Raw genomic sequence first — 26,085 nt, forward strand, 5'->3', positions numbered from 1 at the left:
ACGGCCGGTCGCAGCGCTGCGCCAAGCGGCGAGCGAGTTTCGGTCTGACCGATCAACGATGACGCAAGTGGTCGAGAGGCACGCTTTACTTTGACTATTACGTCCCACCACGTGGGACGACCCGTCTCACGTCGAACGGCCCCCGGCTAGCCCTTCTTGGCAGCCCGCTCCTTGCGCCACTTCGCCCACCGCTTCTTGTTGCGGTAGTAGACCAGCACGAACAGCAGAACGGCGATGCCGCCGATCCACAGCTTGCGCTTGGTCTCCTCACGAGCTTCAGGCGACGGCTCCTGCGGCGCGTTCACGTCGGGAGCCGGATTCACCGTCGTCTGCTGCACAGCCGGCACAGGCGCGTTCGCCGCCTCTTGCGCGGACGCCACTCCGGCGATCCCGAGAACGCTCATCAGCGAGAACACGCAGGCCAGCAGCAACCTCGACATGGCCTGAACTCTACCTCGAATACCACGTTCGAAGGTCACCCAAACTAGTTAAGCGCTCACCGTGAGTCCGATTGGAACGCCTCCAAAATCTGCTCGGCCGCAAGGGTGGCGGTCAGCTCTCCCAACCGGACCTTCTCTTCGAGAGAGGGAGTGAGAGAACGCACCGCGGCGCTCTCCCGCACCTGCCGCCACAGTTCGTCGCGGACCATCATCCAGGTCCACTCGACCTGCTGGCGCCGACGGCGTTCGGCCAGTTCCCCGGCATCGGTCAGGGTCCTGCGGTGTTCCAGCACTCGGGACCACAACTCGTCGAGACCGGTTCCGGTGAGACCCGAGCACGTGAGCACCGGCGGGTGCCACAGCGCGTCCGGCGGGCGCAGGAGCTTCAGCGCCCCGGCCAGTTCGCGCGCGGCCTTGCGGGCGTCCAGCTCGTGCTCACCGTCGGCCTTGTTGACCGCGATGACGTCCGCGAGCTCCAGGATGCCCTTCTTGATGCCCTGGAGCTGGTCACCGGTGCGCGCGAGGGTCAGGAACAGCGAGCAGTCCGTCATGTTGGCGACGGCCACCTCGGACTGTCCGACGCCGACCGTCTCGACCAGCACCACGTCGAAGCCCGCGGCCTCGACCAGCACGATCGTCTCGCGGGTGGCCTGCGCGACGCCGCCGAGCGTTCCCGACGTCGGAGAGGGCCGGATGAACGCCCTCTCGTTCACCGACAGCCGCTGCATCCGCGTCTTGTCGCCCAGGATGCTGCCGCCGGTGCGCGTCGAGGACGGGTCGACGGCGAGCACCGCGACCCGGTGCCCCTGCTCGGTCAGCATGGTGCCGAGGGCGTCGATGAACGTCGACTTGCCCACGCCGGGCACGCCCGTGATGCCGACCCGGATCGCGTCGCCCGACTTCGGCAACAGCTCGACCAGCAGCTCCTGGGCCTTGGCCCGGTGCTCGGCGCGCGTCGACTCGACCAGCGTGATCGCTTTCGCGAGCACACCGCGGTTGCCGTCGAGGACGCCCTTGGTGTACTCGGCGACGTCGACCGTCCTAGCCATGGTGCCCGAGCTGATCGGCGAGCTTCACCAGCAGGTCCTTGGCCGCGTCCGCGATCACGGTGCCGGGCGGGAAGATCGCCGACGCACCCGCCGCGTACAGCTCGTCGAAGTCCTGCGGCGGGATGACGCCGCCGACGACGATCATGATGTCCTCGCGTCCCAGGCCGGCGAGCTCTTCCTTGAGCGCGGGCACCAGCGTGAGGTGGCCGGCGGCGAGCGAGGACACGCCGACGATGTGCACGTCGGCCTCGACGGCCTGGCGGGCGACCTCGTCCGGCGTCTGGAACAGCGGGCCGACGTCGACGTCGAAGCCGAGGTCGGCGAACGCCGTGGCGATGACCTTCTGGCCGCGGTCGTGCCCGTCCTGGCCCATCTTCGCGACCAGGATGCGCGGGCGGCGGCCTTCTTCCTCCGCGAACGCCTCGACGACCTCGCGGCAGGCGTCCACGTTGGACACTGAGCCGACCTCCTGCCGGTACACGCCGGAAATGGTGCGGATCTGCGCGCTGTGCCGGCCCCAGACCTTGCCCAGCGCCTCGGAGATCTCACCGACGGTGGCCTTGGCGCGGGCGGCGTCGATCGCCAGCTCCAGCAGGTTGCCCTCGCCGCTCGCCGCCTTGGTCAGGGCCTCCAGCGCACCGTCCACTGCGGACCGGTCGCGTTCCTCCCTGAGCCTGCGGAGCTTCTCCAGCTGCTGGACGCGGACGCCGGCGTTGTCGACCTTGAGGACCTCGATCTTCTCGTCGGTGTCCACCAGGTACTTGTTGACGCCGATGACGGGCTGGCGTCCGGAGTCGATGCGCGCCTGCGTGCGGGCGGCGGCCTCTTCGATGCGCAGCTTCGGGATGCCCTCGTCGATCGCGCGGGCCATGCCGCCCGCCTTCTCGACCTCGGTGATGTGCTCCCAGGCCTTCGCGGCGAGCTCCGCGGTGAGGCGTTCGACGTATGCGCTGCCGCCCCACGGGTCGATCACGCGCGTCGTGCCGGATTCCTGCTGCAGGAGGAGCTGGGTGTTGCGGGCGATGCGCGCGGAGAAGTCGGTGGGGAGCGCCAAGGCTTCGTCGAGTGCGTTGGTGTGCAACGACTGCGTGTGCCCCTGCGTCGCCGCCATCGCCTCGACGCACGTGCGCGCGACGTTGTTGAACACGTCCTGCGCGGTCAGCGACCAGCCGGAGGTCTGGCAGTGCGTGCGCAGGCTGAGCGACTTCTGGCTCTTCGGCTCGAAGTCGTTGACCAGCTTGGCCCACAGCAGGCGCGCGGCCCGCATCTTGGCGATCTCCATGAAGTAGTTCATGCCGATCGCCCAGAAGAAGCTCAGGCGCGGCGCGAACTTGTCGACGTCCAGTCCCGCTGCCCGGCCGGCGCGGATGTACTCGACGCCGTCCGCGAGCGTGTACGCCAGCTCCAGGTCGGCCGTCGCCCCGGCCTCCTGCATGTGGTAGCCGGAGATCGAGATGGAGTTGTACTTCGGCATGTGCTGGGAGGTGTAGCTGAAGATGTCGGAGATGATCCGCATCGACGCCGCGGGCGGGTAGATGTAGGTGTTGCGGACCATGAACTCCTTGAGGATGTCGTTCTGGATCGTCCCCATGAGCTGCTCCGGCTTCACCCCCTGCTCCTCCGCGGCCACCACGAACAGCGCGAGGATCGGCAGCACCGCGCCGTTCATCGTCATCGACACGGACATCTTGTCCAGCGGGATGCCGTCGAACAGCGTGCGCATGTCGTAGATCGAGTCGATCGCGACACCGGCCATGCCGACGTCACCGGCGACGCGCGGGTGGTCCGAGTCGTAGCCGCGGTGGGTGGCGAGGTCGAAGGCGACGCTCAGTCCCTTCTGCCCCGCAGCGAGGTTGCGGCGGTAGAAGGCGTTCGACTCCTCGGCCGTCGAGAAACCCGCGTACTGGCGCACGGTCCACGGCTGGTTGACGTACATCGTCGGGTACGGGCCGCGCAGGAACGGCGCGATGCCGGGGTAGGTCCGCAGGAAGTCGAGACCCTCCACATCGGACGGACCGTAGACCGGCTTGACCGCAATGCCCTCGGGCGTCTCCCACGACGGCAGGTCCGTCTCGTACTTCGCCTGCGGGAGAGGACCGAGGTCGACGTCCGCGAAGTTGGGGATCATCGCTCCACTCCCTTGTTTTCCTTTACGGCAAGGAATGCGTAAGTGTCGTTCAGGATTTCGAGCGCGGGACAGCCCGTGAAGACGAAGCCGTCCACGGCCGCGTCGGTCTTCTTGCCCGCCAGGAGCACCCGCTCGGCACCGGCCTGCCGCAGCGCCTCGACGGTGGCGACGGCCTGCTCGGCGTAGCTCGCCTCGCTGCCGCACAGGACGGCGACCTTGGCGCCGGACTCCTTGAACTTCTGCGCCACGTCCTCGGGGGTCCTGGTCGGGCCCGCGTTCGGGGTGGCGAAACCGCCGGCGTTGAAGAGGTTCGCGGCGAATGTGGCCCTGGCGGTGTGGGCGGCGACCGGGCCGAGGGTGGCCAGGAAGACCTGCGGGCGTTCGGGCTGGGCGTCGGCCAGGTCGCGCAGCTCCTCGAAGGCCTGTGCATAACGGACCCGCGGCAGCCCGAAATTGTCGGACCTGGTTGAGAAGATTGGGATGGGGGGCGTGTCCCCCCAGGGGGCCTGCGAGTCGGAATCGATTCCGGAGGTGCGGTCGGTTCCGGCTGCGCGATCGGTGCCCGCGGCGGCGATCTGCGGGGAGGCCGCGACTCCGGTGGCGGCCTCGGCCGCCGGGACGGCCGCGACTCCGGTGGCGGCGTCGGCTGCGGGGACGGCTGCGGTGGCGGCGTCGGCTACGGGGACGGCTGCGGTGGCGGCGTCGGCTACGGGGACGGCTGCGGTGGCGGCGTCGGCTACGGGGACGGCTGCGGTGGCGGCGTCGGCTGCGGGGACGGCCTCGGCTGCGGGGAGGGGGTCGCGGACGACCGGCTTCTCGGCCAGGTTCGGGAACTCGCTCACCCCCGTGATCGGGTCGCTGCGATCCGCGAGCCGGGCCGACCGGGCAGCCCAGGTGGCGGCGATCCGCGAGGCGACCAGCGATCCGGCCGAGTCGATCCCGCCGGCCCGTTCGATCTCCTGGAACCAGGCCCAGGCCTCGACGGCGAGAGCGTCCGTCAGCTTCTCGACGTACCAGGATCCTGCGGCCGGGTCGATCACCTCGCCGAGGTGCGACTCCTCCAGCAACAGGTTCTGCGTGTTGCGCGCGACGCGCCGGGCGAACTCGTCCGGCAGGCCGATGGCCGCGTCGAACGGCTGCACGGTCACCGAGTCGGCTCCGCCGAGACCGGCGGCCAGCGTGGCGATGGTCGTGCGCAGCATGTTCACCCACGGGTCGCGGCGGGTCATCATCGCCGACGACGTCACCGCGTGCTGGACCTGCACGGTCTCGACACCGGACACCTCGGCGACCCGTGCCCACAGCCGGCGCGCGGCTCGCAGCTTGGCGATCGTCATGAACTGGTCGGCCGTCGCGGCGTACCGGAACTCCAGCTGCGCGAAGGCCTCCGCGTCCGAGAACCCTGCGTCGGTCAGGGCCCGCAGGTACGAGACCGCCAGCGCGAGAGAGGCGCCCAACTCCTCGGAGTCGGAGCCGCCGGCGTCGTGGAACGGCAGCGCGTTCACCACGACGGTCCGCAGGCCGGGGAACTGCGCGCGGGCCTGCTTGATGACGTCGAGAGCTTCACCTGAAGGTGTCAGAGCCAGGTTGCCGCGCACGTCGGCGGCCAGCACCGGCGCCTGGTCGTAGATCCGCAGCATCGCGCGCGCGGCCTCGACGGAACCGTCGAGCACGATCGGCGCGAGGTCGAGGTAGACGCCGTCCAGCAGGCGCTCCAGCGACGAGGCCGGCACGGCGAGCCACAGCGAGGTGACGCCGCCCTCCAGGTCGTTCATCAGCGCGACCGGGTCGGGGACGGCGTGGCGCTGACGCACGTCCCAGCCCTTCTTCACCGGGGCGAGCGCGTACGGCTCCAGGGCGTCGTCGAGGGTGTAGAGCGGCTGGAGTTCGATGCCGTCGTAGGTCTTCGTGACCAGCGAGTCGAAGCTCGCACCGGTCTTGGAGAGGACGGCGTCGACCAGCTCACGCCATTGCTCCCGCGAAGCGGCGGGGAACTCGTTCGGGCGGAATTCGGCGGGCAAGGCCAACTCCATCATGCGTTGCAGTGTTACCGACCGGTACGTGCACGGCTATGTGAGGTTCACCGCCGTTAACGATGCAGTCAGTGTGTCAGGAACAATCGAGACGTGGAAAAGGCAGACCTGAAGCGCCTGATCGCGGAGCGGTATCAGTTGCTGCACGTGCTCGGCCAAGGCTCCATGGGCACGGTGTGGGCCGCCCGCGACGAGGTGCTGGGCAGGCAGGTCGCCGTGAAGGGCATCCTGCACACCCCGGGCATGCCCGATGTCGAGGCCGCGCAGCTGCGCGAACGGACCATGCGCGAGGCACGTGCCGTCGCCGCGCTGTCCCACCCGAACCTCGTGACGCTCTACGACGTCGTCCAGCACGACGGCGACCCGTACGTGGTGATGGAGCTGGTGCCCTCGCGCAGCCTCGGCGAGGTGCTGCAGGAGCAGGGCTGCCTCACCGAGAAGCAGGGCGCGGCCGTGCTGGACGCGATCGCGGCGGCGCTGGAGTCCGCGCACCGAGCCGGCATCACGCATCGGGACGTGAAGCCCGGCAACGTGCTGATCGCCGACGACGGGCGGGTCAAGCTCACCGACTTCGGCATCGCGCGCAACGTCGCCGAGGCCACCATGACCGCGCGCGGGATCACGCTCGGCACGCCCGCCTACATCGCGCCCGAGGTGGCGCAGGGCGGTGACGTGTCGGCGGCCGCGGACAGGTGGTCGCTGGGCGCCACGATGTGGGCCGCGATGGCCGGTGAGCCGCCGTACGTGGGCAAGAACGTCATGCAGACGATCAACGCGGTGATCAACGGCGACGTGCCGGTCCCGGCCGGTGCCGGTCGGCTCGCGCCGGTGATCAGCGGGTTGATGCGCAAGGAGCCGACCGAACGCCTGTCGCTCGTCGACGTGCGCAAGCAGGTCTACCCGCTGCTGCCGGAGCCCGGCACGGACGCGTTCGAGGTCCGCGCGGCGGTGCAGCCGCCGATCGTCGTGCGGCCCAAGCCCAGGATCGAACCGGACGCGCCGCTCGCCGACGACCCCGGCCCGTTGCCGTTCCTCGTCACGAAGCCGCTCGGTCCCCCGCGGCGACGTGGACGGCTGACCTCGGCGTTGGTGCTGGTGGTGGCCGTGCTGCTGTTCGTGGCGGGTTCCGGCGGCGGCTTCGTGCTGACCAGGCTCGCCGCGGGTGCCCCGCTGCTGCCGCCGACCGAGCAGACGCTGCCCACCCTGCCGACGCTGCCCACGTCGGCGACGCTGCAACCCCGCACCGCGTCGGCCGTGCTGGCCAACGGCGACCAGGGCGGCAAGTTCACGTTGCACGTCGAGCAGAGCTGGACGACCTACGCCGAGCAGCGGTCCGGCGACCAGCGGCTGCCGGCCTCGGCGATGGTGCACTTCGTGTCCGGCAGCGGCGCGTACGAGGCGACGGTGCAGCGGTTCCCCGAGTACTACCCGAAGCGCGACATCAAGACGTACGTCGCCGGGGTGCAGGGGCGCTGGCCCGGCAGGTTCTTCGGTGGCGAGATGGTGCCGACGCCGGACCTGGCGGGGCCGCACAGCGAGCCCAGCGTCCAGTTCATCTACCGGACGGTCGAGGGTGACGAACCCAACGCGCTGCGGAGGACGCACTTCTCGCGCGTGCTGCCGTACGGCACGGACCTGTGGGTGATCGAGGTCGTGGTGCCGACCGAGCAGGAGGACGAGGCGCGCGTGCGGCTGTTCGACGCGATCGCCTCGACGTTCGCCCCGGTTTAAGCTCTCGCGGTGACTCCAGAAGAGCTGGCCGGCAAGGCCGCGGAAGAGATCCAGAGCCGCACCGGCAACACGAAGCACGACATCGCCATCGTGCTCGGCTCGGGCTGGCGCCCTGCCGCCGACGTGATCGGCGAGCCGGTCACCGAGATCGGAGTGGGCGAGCTGACGGGCTTCGAGGCGCCGACCGCGCTCGGCCACGGCGGCACCATCCGTTCCGTCGAGGTCGGTGACAAGAAGGTCCTCGTCGTACTCGGCCGCACCCACGGCTACGAGGGCAAGGGCGTCCAGAAGGTCGTGCACGCCGTGCGCGCCGTCGCCGCCGCGGGCGTGTCCACGGTCGTGCTGACCAACGCGGCTGGTGGCCTGCGGCAGGGCATGGCCGTCGGCCAGCCCGTGCTGATCTCCGACCACCTGAACCTGACTGCGGTGTCGCCGCTGGTCGGCGCGCGGTTCGTCGACCTCACTGACCTGTACTCGCCGCGGCTGCGCAAGGTCGCGCAGGAGATCGACCCGTCGCTGGAGGAGGGCGTGTACGCGGGGCTGCCCGGCCCCCACTTCGAGACGCCCGCCGAGATCCGGATGCTCCGCACGATGGGTGCGGACCTGGTCGGCATGTCGACCGTGCACGAGGCGATCGCCGCGCGTGCCGAGGGCGTCGAGGTGTTCGGCCTGTCGCTGGTCACGAACCTCGCGGCGGGCATCACCGGTGAGCCGCTGAACCACCAGGAGGTGCTGGAGGCCGGTGCCGCCGCCGCTCAGCGCATGGGCACGCTGCTGCGCGAGCTGGTGGACAGGGCATGAGCCTGACGCCGGCCCTGCGTGACGCGACGTTCCGGTGGATCGCCGACGACCCGTCCGACGCGACCCGCGCCGAGTTGCAGGGCGTGCTGGCGCGGGCGATGGGCGGCGACGCCGCTGCGCTGGAAGATCTCCAGGACCGCATGGCCGGTCCGCTGACGTTCGGCACCGCCGGACTGCGCGGGCCGGTGCGGGCGGGCACGAACGGCATGAACGTGGCCACGGTCGTCCGCACGACGGCCGGGCTGGCGTCGTGGCTCGGCGCCCCCGGTCTGGTGTTCGTCGGGCGCGACGCGCGGCACGGCTCGGAGGAGTTCGCCACCGCCGCCGCCGAGGTGATGGCGGCGGCCGGTTTCGACGTGCGGGTGCTGCCGGGGCCGTTGCCCACGCCGGTGCTGGCGTACCTGGTGCGCGCACATGGTGCGGTGGCGGGGATCCAGATCACCGCGTCGCACAACCCGCCCGCGGACAACGGGTACAAGCTCTACCTGGCCGGTGGTTCGCAGATCGTGCCGCCCTCGGACGGCGAGATCGAGAAGGCGATCGAGGCGGTCCCGGCCGCGGTCTCCGTGCCGCGCGACGTCACGTACACCACGGTGCCGGACGCCGAGGTCGACGCGTACCTGGAGCGGGTCGCGTCGTTGCCGCGCGGGAACTCCCGTTCGCTGAAGATCGCCCTGACGCCGATGCACGGCGTGGGTGGCGCGTTCGCCGTGGAAGCGTTGCGGCGCGCGGGTTTCACCGACGTGCACGTGGTGCGGTCGCAGGCGGTGCCGGACCCCGACTTCCCGACCGTCGTGTTCCCGAACCCCGAGGAGCCCGGCGCGTCCGACGAGCTGCTCGCCCTTGCGGCGTCGGTCGACGCGGACCTCGCCATCGCACTGGACCCGGACGCGGACCGGTGCGCGCTGGGCGTCAAGGACGGCGAGACGTGGCGGATGCTGCGCGGCGACGAGACGGGCGTGCTGCTCGGCTCGCTCGTGTTGTCGACGACCGAGTCCGCGGATCCGTTGGTGGCGACGACGATCGTGTCGTCGTCGCTGCTGAAGTCGATCGCGGCCGCGCACGGTGCCCGGTACGCGGAGACGCTGACGGGCTTCAAGTGGCTGGCGCGCGCGGGCGAGGGCCTGGTGTTCGCCTACGAGGAGGCGCTCGGCAACTGCGTCGACCCGGAGCACGTCGCCGACAAGGACGGCATCTCAGCGGCGGTCGTCGCCGCCGACCTGGCCGCCGGGCTGAAGGCGTCCGGCCGCACGTTGCTGGACGCACTGGACCAGCTCGCGGTGGACCACGGGCTGCACCTGACCGACCAGGTCTCCCTGCGGTACACCGATCTGAGCCTGATCGGCGCGACGATGGCGCGGCTGCGCGCCGACCCGCCGGCGGACTTCGCGTCCGAGGACCTGCTGCCCGGCGCGGACGTGCTGCGCTGGACGGCGGACGGCGTGCGCGTGATCGTGCGCCCGTCCGGCACCGAGCCGAAGCTCAAGGCGTACCTGGAAGTCGTCCAGCCGGTCACGGACGGACTGGAGTCCGCCCGTGCGTCAGGCCAGGCCCGGCTCACCGAACTGCGGGAACGGGTGACCGGGCTCGTCAGCTAGCGGATGTCATGAGCGCGATCGTCAGCGCGATCGCGGCCAGGGCGAAACTCCCGCCGACCACTAGGTACGCCCTCTTGGTCGGCGGGGCCACCGCGTTGCGGCGTCCCTCGGTGACCGCCGCGACGGCGATCCGGCCGAAGATGTACGCGATCGTGCAGAGCCCCACGCCAAGTCCGAACAACATCGTGTTGATGTCCCACGGGCTGTGGTCGAACCCCGGCCACACCGACGCGAACAGAGGCCCGATCCCGATCATCCCGATGCTGACGGCAAGGCCGAAACCCCAGGTGATGCGGCGCTGACGAGGACTGGTGTGCATTAGGGCGGTGGTCTTCATGGTCCCTCCTGTGTACACCTCTCAGGACGCGCTTCCGGCTGCGGGGTTCCGTTTGCTCAGCAACAGGAACGCCTGCGGCCCGCCTTCGTCCACACCCTTCTGACGTTGCAGCCGTGCCACTTCGTTGAACCCGGCTTCGGTCGCGTTGGTCACGGTTTCGTCGATGTCGTGCCAGTGGACGTGGAGGTCGACGTCGTGGCCGTACGCGTGGGTGAGGTGGCCCTTGCGGTCACCCAGCTTGAAGGCGTGCAACAGGTGGCCGCCGGGCTTGAGGACCCGGTGGAACTCCCGCCACGGCACCTCGCTCGCCGGCATGTGGACCGTGGAGTACCAGACGACGGCGCCGCCGAGGCTGTCGTCCGCGAGGTCCAGCCTCGTCATGTCGCCCTGGGTGAACGTGAGGTGCGGGTACAGCTTTCTCGCCTGGTCGAGCATGCCGTCGGACAGGTCGACGCCGAACGCGTCGAGGCCCAGTTCGTGCAGGTGTTGCGTGATTCGGCCGGTACCGCAGCCGATGTCGCCCACGGGGCCCTCGGTGAGCTCGGCGAACGCGCGCATGATCGCGGCGTCGAGCGGGCGGCCGTCGTGCGCGTCCGGGAGGAGCCGGGCGTAGCTGGCGGCGACGATGTCGTAGGAGGCGCGGGTCATGGTCATCTATGTTGCCGCCCATGGACTACACGCGGCGTGATCTCGCGCAGGCGGTGCTCGACGCGCACCCGGACAGCAAGCGCGGCCTCGACATGTTCCCGGGCGGGTTCAGCGCGGACATGAAGAAGCACCAGGTCCGGATGCGCGACGGCCTGCTCAAGGCGTTCGGCGTCGACCTGACGGCTCACGCCGCGCTGAAGATGATGCTCAGGAGCACCGTCGGCTCGAACGCCGCGATCACCTCACCGGGAAGCGGCTTCGGCGAGTTCAGTCTCATGGCGCGCAAGCTCGAGGGCAGCCGCGTCATCGACCGGATGCTGGAGATCGCCGAACTGAACGACCGGTCGAGGCAGATCCACCTGGACGTGGTCGGCGAGCTGCTGGGCCTCATGGGACCTGCCGTCGAGACGGTCACCACGGAGGACCTGCGGGCGATCGGCGTGGACGACACCCCGCCGAAGAGCGACGACTACGAAATGGACTACTGATGGCTCGGCTGCTGCTCGTCCACCACACGCCGTCGCCCGCCCTCCAGGCGATGTTCGAGGCCGTGGTCGCCGGCGCGTCCACCCCTGAGATCGAGGGCGTCGAACTCGTGCGCAGGGCCGCGTTGTCCACAACCGCTGTGGATGTCCTGGAGGCCGACGGCTATCTGCTGGGCACGCCCGCGAACCTCGGCTACATGAGCGGTGCGCTGAAGCACTTCTTCGACACCGTCTACTACCCGTGTCTCGACTCCACGCGTGGCAGGCCGTTCGGGCTTTATGTGCACGGCAACAACGACACGATCGGGGCGGTGCGCAGCGTGGAGACCGCCACGACCGGGTTGGCCTGGGAGAAGGCGGCACAGCACGTGGTCGTCACGGGTGAGCCGTCGAAGGCTGACCTGGAGGCGTGCTGGGAGCTCGGCGCCACCGTCGCGGCCCAGTTGTCCACATGAACTCAGGGTTGTCCACAGCCTGTTGTCCCCAACCTGTGGACAACCCTGGGGATACATTCGAACGTATGTTCTAGCGGCCGATCGAGCTCATGTCGGGGTACCGGTCCCCGGCCACCGCCGACGCCGGCACGGCGGCCTCGATCGCGGCCAGGTCGGCTTCCGACAGCTCCAGCGAAGCCGCCGCGACGTTCTCCTCCAGGTACTTGATCCGCTTGGTCCCCGGGATCGGCACGACGTCCGAGCCGCGGTGCTGGACCCAGGCCAGCGCGAGCTGACCGGCGGTCACGCCGCGGGCCTCGGCCAGGGCGCGGAGCTCGGCGACCATCTTCAGGTTCGCGTCGAGGTTCTCGCCGGAGAAGCGCGGGTTCACGGCCCGGAAGTCACCTTCGCCGAAGTCCGCGGACGACGCGAAGCGGCCGGTCAGCACGCCACGGCCCAGCGGCGAGTAGGGCACGAGGCCGATGCCCAGCTCACGGGCGGTGGGCACGATCTCCGCCTCGATGTCGCGCGACCACAGCGACCACTCGCTCTGCAGAGCGGTGATCGGGTGGACGGCGTGGGCGCGGCGCAGCGTCTGAGCGCCCGCCTCGGACAGGCCGAGGAACCGCACCTTGCCCTCGGTGACCAGCTCGGCCATCGCGCCGACCGTCTCCTCGATGGGCGTGTCCGCCGGCACCCGGTGCAGGTAGTACAGGTCGATCACGTCGGTCCCGAGCCTCTTCAGCGAGCCCTCGACCGACGACCGCACGTACTCGCGGTCGCCGCGCACGCCACGACGGTCGCCGTCGCGCACGATGCCGAACTTCGTGGCCAGCACGACGTCGGAACGACGGCCCGCGATCGCGCGGCCCACCAGTTCCTCGTTCAGGTGAGGCCCGTACATGTCGGCCGTGTCGAGCAGGGTGACGCCGAGCTCCAGGGCCCGGTGGATCACCGCGATCGACTCCGCCTCGTCGCCGGCGCCGTAGAACTCCGACATTCCCATGCAGCCGAGGCCCTGCGGCCCGACCTGCAACGATCCCAATGAACGGCTCACGCCGTCGCCTCCAAGTCACGCTCGACCACCGCGTAGTGGTCGATCTTGTAGTCGAGCACTTCCAGGCACGTCTGCAGCTCCGCGATGCGGGCGCGGACGTCGTTGCGGTGCTCGGCGAGGATCTGCTTGCGGCGGCCTGCCGTCAGGTCGCCGCGGTGCCTGAGCTGCGCGAACTCGCGCATCATGCGGATCGGCATGCCGGTCGTGCGCAGGCGCGTCACGAAGGCCAGCCAACCGAGGTCTTCCTCTGAATAGCTGCGACGCCCGCCCGAGTCCCGTGCGGGCGGGTCGACGAGCCCGATTCGTTCGTAGTAGCGCAAGGTGTCGATGGACAACCCACTGCGCTGCGCGGCTTGGGCTATCGAGTAACTCACGGGCTCGACGCTATGACCTGGAGTGCACTCTAGGTCAAGCGGAATCCTTCGAGATGCCCCACGCTTCGAGATGGCCCGCCATCTCCGGCACGTCGATCTTGTCGCGGCCGAGGGAGCGCACGAGGTCCAGCGCGTCGTCCTCGTCGGCGTCGATCCAGTAGCCGTTGATGTCGCACATCGTGACGGCGGCGACCCAGGCGAGCCGCCAGTTGCCCTCCACGAGAGGACGGGTGCGGACGATCGAGTCGAGCAGGGCGGAGGACTTCAGCCACAGCGTGTCGTAAGCCTCCACGCCGAGCACGGTCGCACGGGGACGGTAGGCCGCCGTGTCCAGCAGGCCGATGTCCCGGACGAGTAGATCGCCACCGGTCACGGCCGTGGCCAGCACTAACAGGTCCCCGGCGTCGAGGTAGGAGATCACGGCATCCAGTTGATCACAGAGGTCTGACAGTTTCAGGAAGATCCGAGCCTATCCAAAAGACCTCTGTACTTGGGCAGGACTCGCCCGAGCACCTCGCCGAGCTTCTCCTCCTGCTGCATGCGCTGGTAACGGTCCGCGATCGCGAGCCGCACGACTTCCTGCTTGGAGCGCCCCTCGGACTGCGCCAGTTCGGCGAGCCGCAGGTTCTCCTCCTCGGTCAACCGCAAGGTCATCGCCATGGAAGTGACGGTATCAACCTGATACCACTCAGGCCAGCGGCCGTTAGGATTGCGTGATGCCCAGGCCCAAGACCCACGACGACGCTCTGCGACGGCGGCTGCTCGAACGGGCGGGCGAGTTGCTCAGCACCGAGGGCCCCGCCGCGGTGAGCCTGCGCAAGATCGCCACCGACGTCAACACCTCGACGACGGCGGTCTATTCCCTCTTCGGCGGGAAACCAGCGCTGCTCGAGGCGCTCTACGAGGAGGCGTTCACGCAGTTCGGGACGAGCCTCGCGGCGGTGCCGGTCACCGACGACCCCGCGGAGGACCTCCTGCAGATCGGGCTCGCGTACCGGCGCAGCGCACTGCGGGACCCGCAGTTCTACTCGGTGCTCTACTCGAAGGTCGTCGAGCACACGTCGGAGATGAGCCGCGCGGCGGGCAGGACGTTCGCCCCGGTGATCAACGCGGTGCGGCGCGCGGTGGAGCAGGGGGTCTACGTCGCTGAGGACCCCGACCAGATCGCGATGTCCATGTGGGGCATCGCGCACGGCCTGGTGAGCCTGGAGCTCAACGGGAACCTGCCACCCGGCGTCGACGCGGCCGCCACCTACGAACTGGCGTTGCGCGCGCACGGCAGGGGCTGGCGCACGGATCCGGGCAGATCTCTTTGAACACCACGGAATCCGGGGAGGCGGCCGCCGCGAAACCTCCCCGGACCCGCTGAACTGTCCGGTTAGGACAGTCCGTCTCGGTGGTGCGGTCCTACTTCAGGGCCCCGTCGAGCGCCTTGATCAGTTCGCCCTGCGGCGTGTCGCCGTCGAGCGACCAGATCATCGCGCCGCCGAGCCTGCGGTCGTTGATGTAGCGAGCCTTCCGCTTCATCTCGGTCGCGTCGTCGTAGGTCCACCAGGTCTTGCCGTCGTAGATCCACGCGAAGCCGGCCTTCTCGTCGCGGTAGATCTGGTAGGTGTTGCCGGGCTCGGAGAGCTTCGCCTTGATGCGGTGGAAGTCCTCGTAACCGGCCTCGTACTTGGCGGGCGCCGGCACACCGGTGCCGAACAGCCCGTTGCGCGTGCCGGGGGCGACGCCGTCCCAGCCGCGGCCGTAGAACGGCACGCCGAGCACGGCCTTCGACCGCGGGGCGCCGCGCGAAAGCCACGCGTTGACCGTCACCTCGGAGCTGAACTCGAACTCCGACGGGTCACCCTTGGGCACCCGCAGCGCGGACTGCTGGTTCGCCGGGGCGTCCCAGGCACCGTGGTAGTCGTAGCCCTGCAGAGTGCCGAAAGTGAGGTAGCAGAACACCTTCGAGACCTCGAAGCCCGCGTCGACCTGCCTGGGGTCGGCCGGCAGGAACGCGGTCAGGTCGCGGTTCCAGCCCATCTGCCTGCGGTACTCGGCGAGCAGCTTGGTGAAGTTCTGCTTGTCCTCGGGACGCACGACGTTGGGCGGCGCCATGTTGCCGTTGCTGGCGGGCCACTCCCAGTCGAGGTCGATGCCGTCGAAGACGCCCTTGGCGGCACCTTCCGGCAGGCCGGGCAGGTTGCCCTTGATCCACATGTCGGTGCACGACTTGACGTGCGCGGCGCGCGACTCGGGCGTCAGGGCGGCGTTCGAGAAGTAGCGCGAGCCCGTCCAGCCGCCCAGCGAGATGTTGATCCTCAGCTTGGGGTACTTGGCCTTGAGCTGCTTGAGCTGGTTCAGGTTGCCCGCCAGGACCTGGCCGGCCTCGTCCGCCTTGCCGCTCACGGACTGCTCGGCGGTGTGCGGCATCTGCCAGTCCGCCCACGGGTCGGCGCTGACGCACTTGCCCGCCTCGTCGAGGAAGCCGAAGGCGTAGTTCAGGTGCGTGAGCCGCGCGGCGGCCCCGCTGTCCACGAGGTTCTTGACCCGGAAGTTCCGGTCGTACACGCCCCACTGGATGAAGTACCCGACGGTCCGGGTCTTCGAGTAACCGTGGTGCCCATTGGTCTCGACGTCGGCGTTCGCGGGCGCAACGGCCAGCGACGCGGACAGGGCGCCGACCGCGAGAGCGGCGACACCCCATCTCCGTCTGGACATGAGTCTCCTAGTTCGTTCGCGGCAGCGGCGATGTGGTCCACAGCACGATAGGCCTGAGGTCTAGACCACTGCTACGTCCGATCGGAGGTATGTCCTAAACCGCCCCGTACAGACGGTCACCGGCGTCGCCGAGCCCGGGAACGATGAAGCCGGAGTCGTTCAGCCTCTCGTCCACCGAGGCCGTGACGAGACGGCACGGCAGCTTCGAGTCCTCGAGGTGGTTGATCCCCTCGGGCGCCGCGAGCACGCAGATCGCCGTCACGTCGGTCGCGCCGCGCTGGGTCAGCAGGCGGATCGTGTACGCCATCGACCCGCCGGTGGCGAGCATCGGGTCGAGCACGAACACAGGGCGTCCGGCGAGGTTCTCCGGCAGCGACTCCATGTACGGCGTCGGCTGCAACGTCTCCTCGTCGCGTGCCAGGCCCACGAACCCCATCTGGGCGTCCGGGATCAGCTTGTGCGCCTGGTCCGCCATGCCCAGCCCGGCGCGCAGCACGGGAACGAGCAACGGCGGGTTTGCGAGCTTGTAGCCGGTGGTACGAGCTACCGGGGTGTGCGTGCGGTCTTCCTTCAGCGGCGCCTCGCGCATCGCTTCGTAGACCAGCATCACGGTCAGTTCCTGCAGCGCGGCACGGAATGCCGCGTTGTCCGTGCGCGCATCACGCATCGTTGTGAGTCTCGCCTTGGCGAGTGGATGATCGACGACCAGGACGTCCATGCTCGACACCGTAACCGCTGGGAGGAGCTAGGGGTGTTCGAAGAGATCTACCGCGAGGCACGTCAGCGCGTCGTCGGCCTGACGATGGGCCTGAGCGCCGGCGAGCTGGGGCGAACCGTGCCCGCCTGTCCTGAGTGGACCGTGCACCAGGTGGTCGCGCACCTGTCCGGCGCGGCCTCGGATCTGGTCGGCGGCCGCATGGAGGGAGCGCCGTCGGACGAGTGGACGGCGCGGCACGTCGCCGAGCGCGAGAACGTGCCGGTGGAGGAGCTGCTGGAGGAGTGGAACGTCTCCGGCGACAAGATCGGCGAGATGCCGCGCATCCCGTTCCAGCTGGCGCTGGACACGATCACGCACGAGGCCGACCTGCGCGCGGCGCTCGGCCGCGAGCGCCTGCCGGACACCGTGTGGCAGCCGACGCTGGTGTGGATGACGCCGCGCAGGCTGAGCGAGGTGACGGTGAAGACCGAGTTCGGCGACCTCGGCCACGGCCCGATCACGCTGGAGGTCGAGGGCTACGAACTCTGGCGCGCGTTCTTCGGCCGGCGCTCGCGGCGCCAGATGGAGTCGTGGAACTGGTCCGGCCCCGCCCCGATCGACCAGATCCCGTTCTTCCCGCCGCGAGAGAGCGACCTTGTGGAGTAAACAGCGTTAACTGAAGGGGTGTAGGGTCGGCCGCGTGACAGACCACGTGCGCATCGGAGTGCTCGGCGCGTCCATGATCGCGCCGTCCGCCGTCATCCGCCCGGCCCGCTCCTCGACGGTCGCCGAAGTGGTCGCGGTCGCCGCGCGCTCGGCTACCAGGGCGAAGGCGTTCGCCGACAAGCACGGCATCGCACGCGTGCACGGCTCGTACGAGGATTTGCTGGCCGACCCGGCGGTGGACGCCGTCTACAACCCGCTGCCCAACGGCCTGCACGGCAAGTGGACGCTGGCCGCCCTGGAGGCGGGCAAGCACGTGCTGTGCGAGAAGCCGTTCACCGCGAACGCCGACGAGGCCGCGTCCGTGGCCAAGGCCGCCAACGCGTCCGGCCTGGTGGTGATGGAGGCGTTCCACTACCGCTACCACCCGCTGGCGATCCGCGTCGCCGAGATCGTGAAGTCCGGGGTGCTCGGCCCGTTGCGGCACGTCGAGGCCTCGGTCTGCTTCCCGCTGCCGATGTTCTCCAACATCCGCTACGACTACTCGCTCGCGGGCGGCGCGATGATGGACGCCGGCTGCTACGCCGTGCACATGGCAAGGCTGCTGGGCGGCGGGGAACCCGAGGTGCGGTCGGCGAAAGCGTTGCTGCGCGGGCCTTCCATCGACCGTGCGATGCGTGCCTCGCTGCGTTTCCCCTCCGGTCACACGGGTTCCGTGCACGCCTCGCTGTGGTCGGCGACGGTGCTCAAGCTGTCGATGAAGGCGATCGGCGAGAACGGCACGCTGAGCGTCCTCAACCCGCTCGGCCCGCACGCGGCGCACCGCTTGTCGTTGAAGCTCAAGGACAGGAAGTCGTCGGAGACGTTCGGCAAGCGCCCGACCTACGCCTACCAGCTCGACGCGTTCACCGGCGCCGTGCTGCACGGCAAGCCGTTCCCGACGACCGCGGACGACGCGGTGAAGAACATGACGGTGATCGACTCGATCTACCGGGCGGCCGGGCTGCCGCTGCGCCGGCCGACTCCGTGACACCACCGATGACCACCTGATCAGGGGGCCGCGCAACCCGATCCGGGAGTCAAGAATCGACAAAGCGACTCCGAAAAGTCTCGTAGCCAGTTGAGACGCGGAGGTACGAACGGTGACGATCGAACAGAAGCCCGTCCAGCAGTTGTGTGAATCCCCGCTGGTCATCTCGGGTGTTTCGGCGTCACTCGCCGTGTTGATCGGCCTGCTCCCGCTGACGTGGGGCTACAGCCCGGCCCTCGCGTCAGCGGTCGCCGCACTCCTCGTGATGGCTTTCGCGATCACCATCAAGTACGCACCGAACCGCAAGTGAGAGCTTTAGACTCGATCGGGTGAGCGACGAGCTGGTACCGGCTGACCAGAGTCACCTGCGCGCCTCGGACGCGGACCGGGAACGGATCGCGCAGGTGCTGCACCAGGCGACCGCCGAGGGCCGCCTCGACATCCACGAGCTGGACGAGCGACTCGGGGCGGTCTACGCCGCGAAGACGTACGGCGAGCTCATCCCCATCACCGCGGACCTGGTGCTGAGCGGCCTGCCGCAGACCCCCGCCGTGCCGCAGTACCAGCCGGCGGTGAGCGACCGCATCGGCGGCGAGCCGGGCAGCGCGGTGTCGGTGGCCTTCTGGTCGGGCGTCAACCGCAAGGGCGGCTGGGTCGTCCCCCGGATGCACAACGCCGTCGCGATCATGGGCGGCATCGAGATCGACCTGACGCACGCCAACTTCGCCGAGGCCGAGGTGACGATCAGCTGCTTCGCGTTCTGGGGCGGCGTGGAGATCCGGGTGCCCGACGACATCAACGTCAAGGTCGACGGGTTCGGGTTCATGGGCGCGTTCGAGGAACGGGTGCCGAGCCGCCGCCACATCCCCGGCGCGCCGACCGTGCGGATCACGGGTCTGGCGATCATGGGTGGGGTCGAGGTGAAGGGCCCGAAGAGGAAGAAGTCGAGCATCCTGCGGGAACTGCTCGACTGATGCTGCCGGCGGAGTTCGTCGAACTGGCAGGGCGTTGCCCGAGCGAGCGCCGGGGCGCCTGGGCGCGCTCCGGAGAGCGGATCGAGTTCTTCGAGGGCCGGAAGATCGTCATCATCGACCGGCCTGAACTGCTGCTCTGAAGAACGACTTCCGCTGGGCGGCGTAGCCGGTTAACCTCCGGCGTCCGCTCGCCTCTCCCCCGCGAAGGTCATGACGACTCCCTCTGACAGACCCGTGTTCGTTGATCCGAGTGGCCGCCGCCGCAAGGTGATGCGCATCGCCATGGGCGCAGTCGCCGTCGGCGTGCTGGCCTACCTGGTACTTCTCGTGGTCGCGCTCGCCGGTGGCCCGGTGAACCCGACGACCCTGCTGCCGGTTCCCGAGGCCGCCGAGCCCGCCGTCATCACCACGACGACGGCCACCCCTGCTTCGTCACCCGAAGCAACATCGTTGCCACGCAACGAAATCACCACCACGCCACCGGTCACCACCACGACGACTCCCGCGGCGGCCACCACCACGACGACCACCACGGTCGAGAACGTCAACAAGCGGACCGATCCGCCTGGTGCGTCGAACCGGCCGAGCGAGCCCGGTCAGGGCAAGCCGTGAGGCCTCAGCCGCACGCCCACTGGGTGCTGCTGGCGTTGGGCATGGTGGTGCTGCTCGGCGCGTTGTTGCTGGACACGTTCGTGGTCGCCGCGTCGGTCAGGGCGCCCAGCCGACGGCGGGGCCCTCCGGGACCGTGCCGGAGACCGTGCACCAGGGTGGTCCGCTGGTCGGTGACACGGGCTCCGGGCTCAGCTCGCGCTCGACGCCGGACCGCACGGTGGTGCTGACGTTCGACGACGGGCCCGACCCCGAGTGGACGCCGAAGGTCCTCGACGTGTTGCGGCGCAACGAGGTCAAGGCCACCTTCTTCGTGACCGGCGCGAACGCCGCGCAGCACCAGGACGTGCTGGAACGCGTCCACGCCGAGGGTCACGAGGTGGGGCTGCACACCTTCACGCACATCGACCTGGGCAAGGTCGGCGACACCCGCGCCCGCGTCGAGCTGGGGCAGACCGGGCTCGTCGTGGCGAGCGGCACCGGCGAGTTCAGCCGGCTCGTGCGGCCGCCGTACTCGAACCGGCCGGACGCGGTGGACGACGAGGACCTGGCCGGCATCGAGCGGATCACGTCGGCCGGCAACCTCGTGCTGCTCTCCGACCTCGACAGCGAGGACTGGCGCACGCCCGGCGCGGACGCCATCGCCGCGAACTCCACGCCGAAGGACGACAAGGGCGCCGTGGTGCTGATGCACGACGGTGGCGGCGATCGGTCGCAAACCGTTGCGGCACTGGAGAAGTTGATCCCGAGCCTGAAGGAGCGCGGGTTCGCCTTCCAGACGGCCCGTGACGCGTTCGGCGTGTCGCACTCCCGTCCGGCGACGGCGGCCGAACGCGCCGAGGGCACCGCCGTGTCGCTCGCGGTGCTGTTCTCGCGGTTCGTCACGGAAGTGCTGACGTGGCTCGTCGTGATCTCCAGCGTGCTGGCGCTCGCCCGCGCGGCGGTGCTGCTGGTGACGACCGCGATCCACGCGCGGCGCAAGCCGGGCAAGCACGCGCCGCGGTTGCGGCCGCAGATGGTGACGGTCCTGGTCCCCGCGTACAACGAGGAGGCCGGCGTCGAGGCGACCGTCCGCACGATCCTGTCCAGCACCTGGCCGGTGCACGTGATCGTGATCGACGACGGCTCGACCGACCGCACGTCCGAGGTGGTCCAGGGCCTGCGCCTGCCCAACGTCACGCTGGTGCGCCAGCGCAACGCGGGCAAGGCGGCGGCGCTCAACACCGGTCTGCGGCACACCCGCACCGAACTCGTCGTGATGGTCGACGGCGACACGGTGCTGGAACCGGAGACCGTCGGGAACCTCGTGCAGCCCTTCGCCGACCACGAGGTGGGCGCGGTGTCGGGCAACGCCAAGGTGGGCAACAGGTCCGGTCTGCTCGGGCGCTGGCAGCACATCGAGTACGTGATCGGCTTCAACCTCGACCGGCGGATGTACGACGTCATGCAGTGCATGCCGACGGTGCCGGGCGCGGTCGGCGGTTTCCGGGTGGAGGCGTTGCGCGAGGTCGGCGGCGTCCCGGAGGACACGCTGGCCGAGGACACCGACCTGACGATGGCGCTGGAACGGGCCGGGTGGTCGGCGGTCTACGAGGAGTCGGCGCGGGCGTGGACGGAGGCGCCGGCCAGCCTCGGTCAGCTGTGGCGGCAGCGTTATCGCTGGTGCTACGGCACGTTGCAGGCGATGTGGAAGCACCGCGGCGCGATCTTCGAACGCGGCCTCGGCGGCAAGCTCGGCCGCCGCGCGCTGCCGTACCTGTTCCTCTACCAGGTGGCGTTGCCCGTCCTCGCCCCCGCGATCGACGTGTTCGCGGTGCTGAGCCTGTGGACCGATCCGGTGGCCGGCGCGCTCGCGTGGCTCGGGTTCCTGGCGCTGCAGCTGATCCCCGCGGTGATCGCGTTCCGGCTCGACGGCGAGCGGCTGCGTCCGCTGTGGGCCGTCGCGCTGCAACCGATCGTCTACCGGCAGCTCATGTACCTGGTCGTGATCCAGTCCGTGATCACCGCGCTGGCCGGTGCGGTGCTGCCGTGGCAGAAGCTCAAACGCACGGGCAGCGCCGCCCAGGACGCACCCGAAATCGACGAGCGAACGGTGCCGCTCAGCCGTGTTGACCTGCAGAGATCGCCTCACTTAGGACGGGCGTCCCATTCCGCTTAGACTCCAGGACATGGCTGCTCCAACGACACTGCCGTCGGCCCTGGCTGACGCCACGCGCGACGAATCGTCGCTGCGGCGTTTCCTGCACGGGCTCCCCGGCGTCGACCAGGTCGGCGTCGAGCAACGAGCCGCGGGCCTCGGCACGCGGAGCATCAAGAAGGCCTCCAAGCTGCACGCCATCGACCTGGCGATCAGCATGGTCGACCTCACCACGCTCGAAGGCGCCGACACCCACGGCAAGGTGCGCTCGCTCGCCGCGAAGGCCCGCAGGCCCGACCCCGACCGGCCGGACGTGCCGAAGGTCGCGGCGGTCTGCGTGTACCCGGACATGGTGAAGACGGCGGCCGACGACCTGGTGGGCACCGGCATCAACGTCGCCAGCGTCGCGACCGCGTTCCCCAGTGGCCGCAGCACGATGGACATCAAGCTGGCCGACACCCGGTTCGCCGTCGAGCAGGGCGCGTCCGAGGTCGACATGGTGATCGACCGCGGCGCGTTCCTGAGCGGCCGGTACGGGCAGGTGTTCGAGGAGATCGTCAAGATCAAAGAGGCCTGCGGGGACGCGCACCTCAAGGTCATCCTGGAGACCGGCGAGCTCGTGACGTACGACAACGTGCGCCGCGCGTCGTGGCTCGCACTGCTGGCCGGTGGCGACTTCATCAAGACGTCGACCGGCAAGGTGCAGCCCGCCGCGACGCTGCCGGTGACGCACGTGATGCTGCAGGCCGTGCGGGACTGGAAGGACCAGACCGGTGAGCTGCGCGGGGTGAAGCCCGCTGGCGGCATCCGCACGACCAAGGACGCGATCAAGTACCTGGTGGCCGTGCACGAGGTGGCCGGTCCGGAGTGGCTCGACCCGAACCTGTTCCGGTTCGGCGCGTCGACGTTGCTCAACGACCTGCTCATGCAGCGTCGGACCCAGTTGGACGGCCACTACAGCGGCCCGGACTACGTGACGGTGGACTGAAGACATGTGGGAATACGCACCCGCGCCCGAGTCGCGGGACATCGCGAACCTCAAGCCGAACTACCGGATGTTCGTCGACGGCGAGTTCGTCGAGGGCACCGGCGAGCCGCTCAAGACCATCAACCCCGCCACCGAGGAGGTGCTCGCGGAGGTCTCGACCGCGAGCGAGTCCGATGTGGACACCGCGGTCAAGGCCGCGCGCCGGGCCTACGACCGCGTGTGGTCGAAGATGCCCGGATCCGAGCGGGCCAAGTACATCTACCGGATCGCGCGGCAGATCCAGGAACGCGGCCGTGAGCTCGCGGTGCTGGAGTCGCTCGACAACGGCAAGCCGATCAAGGAGTCGCGCGACGTCGACGTCCCGACGGCCGCCTCGCACTTCTTCTACCACGCGGGCTGGGCGGACAAGCTCGGTTACGCGGGCTACGGGCCGGACCCGTTGCCGCTGGGCGTCGCGGGCCAGGTGATCCCGTGGAACTTCCCGCTGCTGATGGCCGCGTGGAAGATCGCGCCGGCGCTGGCGTGCGGCAACACCGTCGTGCTCAAGCCCGCCGAGACCACCCCGCTCACCGCGCTGGTGCTCGCGGACATCATCCAGCAGTGCGACCTGCCGCCGGGTGTCGTCAACATCATCCCCGGTGCCGGTGACGTCGGTGCCGCGCTGGTCGGGCACGCGGACGTGAACAAGGTCGCCTTCACCGGCTCGACCGACGTCGGCAAGATCATCCAGGGTCAGCTCGCGGGCACGTCGAAGAAGCTCACGCTGGAACTGGGCGGCAAGGCCGCGAACATCGTGTTCGACGACGCCCCGCTCGACCAGGCCGTCGAGGGCATCGTCAACGGCATCTTCTTCAACCAGGGCCACGTCTGCTGCGCCGGCTCCCGCCTGCTGGTGCAGGAGTCCATCGCCGACGAACTGGTCGAGAAGCTGCACGCACGCGTCAGCACGCTGCGGGTCGGCGACCCGCTGGACAAGAACACCGACGTCGGCGCGATCAACTCCCGCGAGCAGCTCACCAAGATCAAGGAGCTGACCGAGTCCGGCGAGGCCGAGGGCGCCACCCGCTGGACGTCGGAGTGCCCGTTGCCGGACAAGGGTTTCTTCTTCGCCCCGACCGTCTTCTCCGGTGTGTCGCAGGCGATGCGCATCGCCCGCGAGGAGATCTTCGGCCCGGTCCTGTCCGTGCTGACCTTCCGCACGCCGGAAGAGGCCGTGGCCAAGGCGAACAACACGCCGTACGGCCTGTCCGCCGGTGTCTGGACCGAGAAGGGCTCGCGCATTCTCTGGATGGCACAACGGATGCGCGCCGGCGTCGTCTGGTCCAACACGTTCAACCGCTTCGACCCGACCGCCCCGTTCGGCGGGTACCAGGAGTCGGGCTTCGGCCGTGAGGGCGGCCGCACCGGTCTGGAGGCCTACCTCGATGTCTGATCGCATCACGGTCGCGAAGACCTACAAGCTCTACATCGGCGGCAAGTTCCCGCGCTCCGAGTCGGGCCGCAGCTACCCGGTGACGGACGCGAAGGGCACGTTCCTCGCGAACGCCGCCCACGGCTCCCGCAAGGACGCACGCGACGCGGTCTCCGCCGCCCGCAAGGCTTTCGCGGGCTGGTCCGGCACCACGGCCTACAACCGCGGCCAGGTCCTGTACCGGGTGGCCGAGGTGCTGGAAGGCCGCCGCGAGCAGTTCATCGCCGAGGTCGCCGCCTCGGAGGGCGTCCCGGCGAAGAAGGCTCAGTCCCTCGTGGACACCGCCATCGACCGCTGGGTCTGGTACGCGGGCTGGACCGACAAGATCGCGGCCGTGCTGGGGTCCTCGAACCCGGTGGCGGGCCCGTACTTCTCGTTCTCCACCCCGGAACCGACGGGCGTGGTCGCCGTGCTGGCCCCGCAGCAGTCGTCGCTGCTGGGTTTGATCTCGGTGATCGCACCGGTGATCGCCTCGGGCAACACCTGCGTGGTCATCACCTCGCAGGACCGCCCGCTGCCGGCGATCACCCTGTCCGAGGTGCTGGCGACGAGTGACGTCCCCGGCGGCGTGGTCAACATCATCACCGGCCGCACGGCGGAGATCGCCCCGTGGCTCGCCTCGCACGGCGACGTGAACGCGCTGGACCTGACGGGAGCGCCGGAGTCGATCCGCGCGGACCTGGAGCGGTCGGCGGCGGGCACCGTGAAGCGCGTGCTGCGCAACAAGCCCAGCGAGGACTTCACCGTCACGCCGGACATGTCCCGCCTGCGCGCGTTCCTGGAGACGAAGACGGTCTGGCACCCGATGGGTGTCTGAGGAAGCTAATCGGCGGCGTAGGCCTTGTCCTGCGCCGCCAGCTCCTCCCCCAGGATCCTGATGGCCTTCGGGCCGACGCCGTGGATCTTCAGCAGCGTCTTCGCGGACACCTTCGTCAGCGAGTCGAACGTCGTGTAGCCGTGCGACTCCAGTTCGCGCGCCGCCACCTTGCCGATCGTGCGCGGGAACTCGGTGCTCACGAGTTCACCAGCCCTGCCCGCCACGCCCACGAGGCGATCCCGACGCGGTTGCGCACGTTCAGCTTCGTCTGCACCGAGGCCAGGTGGGTCTTCACCGTGGACAGCGACAGGAACAGCGCGGACGCGATCTCCTGGTTGCTGAGCCCACGGGCCACCTCCCGGACCACGTCCTGCTCCCGAGCCGTCAGCAACGACAGGTCGGGCCGCTCGGCGGGCCGGGCGAAGTGCTCCAGCATCCGCACGGTCACCTGGGGCGAGATCAGCGCGTTCCCCGCGGCCGCGGCCCGGACGGCCTCCACGAGCAACGCCGGACCGGCGTCCTTGGTCAGGAACCCGGACGCCCCGTTCTCCAGCGCCGTGTGGACGTACTCGTCCAGGTCGAACGTCGTCACGACGACGACCTTCGTGGTCGGTGACAGCTTCTTGGTCACCTCGAGCCCGTCCAGGCCCGGCATGCGGATGTCCAGCAACGCCACGTCGGGCTTGAGCTCACGGGCGGCGGTGACGGCCGCGATCCCGTCGGGGACGTCCGCGACGACGGTGATGTCCGGCTGCTTCTCCAGGATCATCCGAAACCCGACGCGGACCATCTCCTGGTCGTCGGCGATGAGAACCGAGATCACTTCTTTCCCTTCAAAAGGGGAGGAATCCGCATTCCCCCACATACAGGTGACCGAG

General features: G+C 69.5%; 30 protein-coding genes. 16 read left to right on the forward strand and 14 right to left on the reverse strand.

All coding sequences use genetic code 11. The features are described 5' to 3' along the window. Positions 1-146: 146 nt before the first annotated feature. The 4 genes from AB0M48_RS19015 to AB0M48_RS19030 are packed head-to-tail and all read right to left on the reverse strand — an operon-like array spanning position 147 to position 5,653. Positions 147-440 (reverse strand): hypothetical protein, encoded by a 294-nt coding sequence (locus AB0M48_RS19015; protein WP_363843364.1) that lies wholly within the window; start codon positions 438-440, stop codon positions 147-149. 56 nt (positions 441-496) lie between these two features. Further along, positions 497-1,489 (reverse strand): methylmalonyl Co-A mutase-associated GTPase MeaB, encoded by a 993-nt coding sequence (gene meaB / locus AB0M48_RS19020; protein WP_363843367.1) that lies wholly within the window; start codon positions 1,487-1,489, stop codon positions 497-499. Beyond that, a complete protein-coding gene (gene scpA, locus AB0M48_RS19025) occupies positions 1,482-3,617 on the reverse strand; it encodes a methylmalonyl-CoA mutase (RefSeq protein ID WP_363843370.1) in 2,136 nt (711 codons plus the stop codon). Before scpA ends, meaB begins: the two co-directional genes overlap by 8 nt. Beyond that, positions 3,614-5,653, reverse strand: coding sequence for a methylmalonyl-CoA mutase family protein (locus AB0M48_RS19030; RefSeq protein ID WP_363843373.1), 2,040 nt, complete (start codon positions 5,651-5,653; stop codon positions 3,614-3,616). Before AB0M48_RS19030 ends, scpA begins: the two co-directional genes overlap by 4 nt. 90 nt (positions 5,654-5,743) lie before the next feature. Here AB0M48_RS19030 and AB0M48_RS19035 point away from each other — a divergent pair, with 90 nt between their 5' ends. From AB0M48_RS19035 to AB0M48_RS19045, 3 genes are read left to right on the forward strand one after another with little or no spacing between them, the layout of a single operon-like run. Continuing rightward, positions 5,744-7,381 carry a serine/threonine-protein kinase gene (locus AB0M48_RS19035; RefSeq protein WP_363843377.1) on the forward strand — a complete coding sequence of 546 codons (1,638 nt, stop codon included), beginning with the start codon at positions 5,744-5,746 and terminating at the stop codon, positions 7,379-7,381. 9 nt (positions 7,382-7,390) lie between these two features. Continuing rightward, the gene (locus tag AB0M48_RS19040) at positions 7,391-8,182 is read left to right on the forward strand and encodes a purine-nucleoside phosphorylase (RefSeq protein ID WP_363843380.1); all 792 of its coding nucleotides are present in this window, start codon (positions 7,391-7,393) and stop codon (positions 8,180-8,182) included. After that, positions 8,179-9,780 (forward strand): phospho-sugar mutase, encoded by a 1,602-nt coding sequence (locus AB0M48_RS19045; protein WP_363843383.1) that lies wholly within the window; start codon positions 8,179-8,181, stop codon positions 9,778-9,780. Before AB0M48_RS19040 ends, AB0M48_RS19045 begins: the two co-directional genes overlap by 4 nt. Here the strand turns inward: AB0M48_RS19045 and AB0M48_RS19050 are convergent. Both AB0M48_RS19050 and AB0M48_RS19055 read right to left on the reverse strand, forming a co-directional pair. Next, positions 9,773-10,117, reverse strand: coding sequence for a hypothetical protein (locus AB0M48_RS19050; RefSeq protein WP_363843386.1), 345 nt, complete (start codon positions 10,115-10,117; stop codon positions 9,773-9,775). The two genes, AB0M48_RS19045 and AB0M48_RS19050, sit on opposite strands and share 8 nt — an antisense overlap. A 21-nt stretch (positions 10,118-10,138) precedes the next feature. Beyond that, positions 10,139-10,765, reverse strand: a complete 627-nt coding sequence (locus AB0M48_RS19055) for a class I SAM-dependent methyltransferase (RefSeq protein WP_363843389.1) — start codon at positions 10,763-10,765, stop codon at positions 10,139-10,141. Between the two features lie 20 nt (positions 10,766-10,785). Here AB0M48_RS19055 and AB0M48_RS19060 point away from each other — a divergent pair, with 20 nt between their 5' ends. Both AB0M48_RS19060 and AB0M48_RS19065 read left to right on the forward strand, forming a co-directional pair. Next, positions 10,786-11,253, forward strand: a complete 468-nt coding sequence (locus AB0M48_RS19060; protein ID WP_363843392.1) for a hypothetical protein — start codon at positions 10,786-10,788, stop codon at positions 11,251-11,253. Further along, positions 11,253-11,705 (forward strand): flavodoxin family protein, encoded by a 453-nt coding sequence (locus AB0M48_RS19065; RefSeq protein WP_363843395.1) that lies wholly within the window; start codon positions 11,253-11,255, stop codon positions 11,703-11,705. The genes AB0M48_RS19060 and AB0M48_RS19065 overlap by 1 nt, the downstream gene beginning before the upstream one ends. A 70-nt stretch (positions 11,706-11,775) precedes the next feature. Here AB0M48_RS19065 and AB0M48_RS19070 read toward each other — a convergent pair whose 3' ends face one another. The 4 genes from AB0M48_RS19070 to AB0M48_RS19085 are packed head-to-tail and all read right to left on the reverse strand — an operon-like array spanning position 11,776 to position 13,775. Continuing rightward, positions 11,776-12,690 carry an aldo/keto reductase gene (locus tag AB0M48_RS19070; RefSeq protein ID WP_363843982.1) on the reverse strand — a complete coding sequence of 305 codons (915 nt, stop codon included), beginning with the start codon at positions 12,688-12,690 and terminating at the stop codon, positions 11,776-11,778. 47 nt (positions 12,691-12,737) lie between these two features. Then, positions 12,738-13,115, reverse strand: a complete 378-nt coding sequence (locus AB0M48_RS19075; protein ID WP_363843398.1) for a MerR family transcriptional regulator — start codon at positions 13,113-13,115, stop codon at positions 12,738-12,740. Positions 13,116-13,149: 34 nt separating this feature from the next. Further along, a complete protein-coding gene (locus AB0M48_RS19080; protein ID WP_266039215.1) occupies positions 13,150-13,536 on the reverse strand; it encodes a Fic family protein in 387 nt (128 codons plus the stop codon). A 32-nt stretch (positions 13,537-13,568) separates the two neighbouring features. Next, a complete protein-coding gene (locus AB0M48_RS19085) occupies positions 13,569-13,775 on the reverse strand; it encodes a ribbon-helix-helix protein, CopG family (protein ID WP_030478506.1) in 207 nt (68 codons plus the stop codon). Between the two features lie 56 nt (positions 13,776-13,831). Between AB0M48_RS19085 and AB0M48_RS19090 the strand changes: the two genes are divergently transcribed. Next, positions 13,832-14,431 (forward strand): TetR/AcrR family transcriptional regulator, encoded by a 600-nt coding sequence (locus tag AB0M48_RS19090; RefSeq protein WP_363843403.1) that lies wholly within the window; start codon positions 13,832-13,834, stop codon positions 14,429-14,431. Between the two features lie 91 nt (positions 14,432-14,522). On the opposite strand, the gene AB0M48_RS19095 is transcribed toward AB0M48_RS19090, so the two are convergent. Continuing rightward, entirely contained in the window at positions 14,523-15,821 is a 1,299-nt protein-coding gene (locus AB0M48_RS19095) for a glycoside hydrolase family 18 protein (protein WP_363843406.1), read from the reverse strand. 94 nt (positions 15,822-15,915) lie between these two features. After that, positions 15,916-16,539, reverse strand: a complete 624-nt coding sequence (gene upp / locus AB0M48_RS19100) for a uracil phosphoribosyltransferase (RefSeq protein WP_266039222.1) — start codon at positions 16,537-16,539, stop codon at positions 15,916-15,918. Between the two features lie 33 nt (positions 16,540-16,572). Here upp and AB0M48_RS19105 point away from each other — a divergent pair, with 33 nt between their 5' ends. The 10 genes from AB0M48_RS19105 (at position 16,573) to AB0M48_RS19150 (ending at position 25,207) form a co-directional block, all read left to right on the forward strand. Further along, positions 16,573-17,184: a maleylpyruvate isomerase N-terminal domain-containing protein gene (locus tag AB0M48_RS19105; RefSeq protein WP_363843409.1), complete on the forward strand. Its 612-nt coding sequence runs from the start codon at positions 16,573-16,575 to the stop codon at positions 17,182-17,184. A gap of 34 nt (positions 17,185-17,218) precedes the next feature. Beyond that, positions 17,219-18,211, forward strand: a complete 993-nt coding sequence (locus tag AB0M48_RS19110; protein ID WP_363843412.1) for a Gfo/Idh/MocA family oxidoreductase — start codon at positions 17,219-17,221, stop codon at positions 18,209-18,211. 112 nt (positions 18,212-18,323) lie between these two features. Beyond that, positions 18,324-18,521, forward strand: coding sequence for a hypothetical protein (locus AB0M48_RS19115; protein ID WP_363843415.1), 198 nt, complete (start codon positions 18,324-18,326; stop codon positions 18,519-18,521). Between the two features lie 19 nt (positions 18,522-18,540). Continuing rightward, positions 18,541-19,185 carry a DUF1707 domain-containing protein gene (locus AB0M48_RS19120; protein WP_266039227.1) on the forward strand — a complete coding sequence of 215 codons (645 nt, stop codon included), beginning with the start codon at positions 18,541-18,543 and terminating at the stop codon, positions 19,183-19,185. Then, positions 19,185-19,325: a hypothetical protein gene (locus AB0M48_RS19125; RefSeq protein WP_363843419.1), complete on the forward strand. Its 141-nt coding sequence runs from the start codon at positions 19,185-19,187 to the stop codon at positions 19,323-19,325. Before AB0M48_RS19120 ends, AB0M48_RS19125 begins: the two co-directional genes overlap by 1 nt. Positions 19,326-19,467: 142 nt before the next feature. Then, complete coding sequence (locus AB0M48_RS19130; RefSeq protein WP_363843422.1) at positions 19,468-19,797, forward strand: hypothetical protein; 330 nt, start codon at positions 19,468-19,470, stop codon at positions 19,795-19,797. Positions 19,798-19,930: 133 nt separating this feature from the next. Next, positions 19,931-21,952, forward strand: coding sequence for a bifunctional polysaccharide deacetylase/glycosyltransferase family 2 protein (locus tag AB0M48_RS19135; RefSeq protein ID WP_363843425.1), 2,022 nt, complete (start codon positions 19,931-19,933; stop codon positions 21,950-21,952). A gap of 10 nt (positions 21,953-21,962) precedes the next feature. Further along, positions 21,963-22,919 (forward strand): deoxyribose-phosphate aldolase, encoded by a 957-nt coding sequence (gene deoC, locus AB0M48_RS19140; protein ID WP_363843428.1) that lies wholly within the window; start codon positions 21,963-21,965, stop codon positions 22,917-22,919. A 4-nt stretch (positions 22,920-22,923) separates the two neighbouring features. Continuing rightward, positions 22,924-24,351 carry an aldehyde dehydrogenase family protein gene (locus tag AB0M48_RS19145; RefSeq protein ID WP_363843431.1) on the forward strand — a complete coding sequence of 476 codons (1,428 nt, stop codon included), beginning with the start codon at positions 22,924-22,926 and terminating at the stop codon, positions 24,349-24,351. Beyond that, complete coding sequence (locus tag AB0M48_RS19150; RefSeq protein ID WP_319985866.1) at positions 24,344-25,207, forward strand: aldehyde dehydrogenase family protein; 864 nt, start codon at positions 24,344-24,346, stop codon at positions 25,205-25,207. Before AB0M48_RS19145 ends, AB0M48_RS19150 begins: the two co-directional genes overlap by 8 nt. Positions 25,208-25,212: 5 nt before the next feature. On the opposite strand, the gene AB0M48_RS19155 is transcribed toward AB0M48_RS19150, so the two are convergent. Further along, positions 25,213-25,407, reverse strand: a complete 195-nt coding sequence (locus tag AB0M48_RS19155; protein WP_363843435.1) for a helix-hairpin-helix domain-containing protein — start codon at positions 25,405-25,407, stop codon at positions 25,213-25,215. Then, the gene (locus AB0M48_RS19160) at positions 25,404-26,030 is read right to left on the reverse strand and encodes a response regulator transcription factor (RefSeq protein ID WP_363843438.1); all 627 of its coding nucleotides are present in this window, start codon (positions 26,028-26,030) and stop codon (positions 25,404-25,406) included. The genes AB0M48_RS19155 and AB0M48_RS19160 overlap by 4 nt, the downstream gene beginning before the upstream one ends. Positions 26,031-26,085: the final 55 nt, after the last annotated feature.

This window comes from Lentzea sp. NPDC051208 (assembly GCF_040682435.1).
GTDB lineage: Bacteria > Actinomycetota > Actinomycetes > Mycobacteriales > Pseudonocardiaceae > Lentzea > Lentzea kristufekii.

Excerpts from the sequence above, each read along its gene's own strand:
- AB0M48_RS19015 (WP_363843364.1), bottom strand. The coding sequence starts at position 440 with ATGTCGAGGTTGCTGCTGGCCTGCGTGTTCTCGCTGATGAGCGTTCTC.
- meaB (WP_363843367.1), bottom strand. The coding sequence starts at position 1,489 with ATGGCTAGGACGGTCGACGTCGCCGAGTACACCAAGGGCGTCCTCGAC.
- scpA (WP_363843370.1), bottom strand. The coding sequence starts at position 3,617 with ATGATCCCCAACTTCGCGGACGTCGACCTCGGTCCTCTCCCGCAGGCG.
- AB0M48_RS19030 (WP_363843373.1), bottom strand. The coding sequence starts at position 5,653 with ATGATGGAGTTGGCCTTGCCCGCCGAATTCCGCCCGAACGAGTTCCCC.
- AB0M48_RS19045 (WP_363843383.1), top strand. The coding sequence starts at position 8,179 with ATGAGCCTGACGCCGGCCCTGCGTGACGCGACGTTCCGGTGGATCGCC.
- AB0M48_RS19050 (WP_363843386.1), bottom strand. The coding sequence starts at position 10,117 with ATGAAGACCACCGCCCTAATGCACACCAGTCCTCGTCAGCGCCGCATC.
- AB0M48_RS19055 (WP_363843389.1), bottom strand. The coding sequence starts at position 10,765 with ATGACCCGCGCCTCCTACGACATCGTCGCCGCCAGCTACGCCCGGCTC.
- AB0M48_RS19060 (WP_363843392.1), top strand. The coding sequence starts at position 10,786 with ATGGACTACACGCGGCGTGATCTCGCGCAGGCGGTGCTCGACGCGCAC.
- AB0M48_RS19065 (WP_363843395.1), top strand. The coding sequence starts at position 11,253 with ATGGCTCGGCTGCTGCTCGTCCACCACACGCCGTCGCCCGCCCTCCAG.
- AB0M48_RS19070 (WP_363843982.1), bottom strand. The coding sequence starts at position 12,690 with ATGGGAATGTCGGAGTTCTACGGCGCCGGCGACGAGGCGGAGTCGATC.
- AB0M48_RS19085 (WP_030478506.1), bottom strand. The coding sequence starts at position 13,775 with ATGGCGATGACCTTGCGGTTGACCGAGGAGGAGAACCTGCGGCTCGCC.
- AB0M48_RS19090 (WP_363843403.1), top strand. The coding sequence starts at position 13,832 with ATGCCCAGGCCCAAGACCCACGACGACGCTCTGCGACGGCGGCTGCTC.
- AB0M48_RS19095 (WP_363843406.1), bottom strand. The coding sequence starts at position 15,821 with ATGTCCAGACGGAGATGGGGTGTCGCCGCTCTCGCGGTCGGCGCCCTG.
- upp (WP_266039222.1), bottom strand. The coding sequence starts at position 16,539 with ATGGACGTCCTGGTCGTCGATCATCCACTCGCCAAGGCGAGACTCACA.
- AB0M48_RS19125 (WP_363843419.1), top strand. The coding sequence starts at position 19,185 with ATGCTGCCGGCGGAGTTCGTCGAACTGGCAGGGCGTTGCCCGAGCGAG.
- AB0M48_RS19130 (WP_363843422.1), top strand. The coding sequence starts at position 19,468 with ATGGGCGCAGTCGCCGTCGGCGTGCTGGCCTACCTGGTACTTCTCGTG.
- deoC (WP_363843428.1), top strand. The coding sequence starts at position 21,963 with ATGGCTGCTCCAACGACACTGCCGTCGGCCCTGGCTGACGCCACGCGC.
- AB0M48_RS19145 (WP_363843431.1), top strand. The coding sequence starts at position 22,924 with ATGTGGGAATACGCACCCGCGCCCGAGTCGCGGGACATCGCGAACCTC.
- AB0M48_RS19150 (WP_319985866.1), top strand. The coding sequence starts at position 24,344 with ATGTCTGATCGCATCACGGTCGCGAAGACCTACAAGCTCTACATCGGC.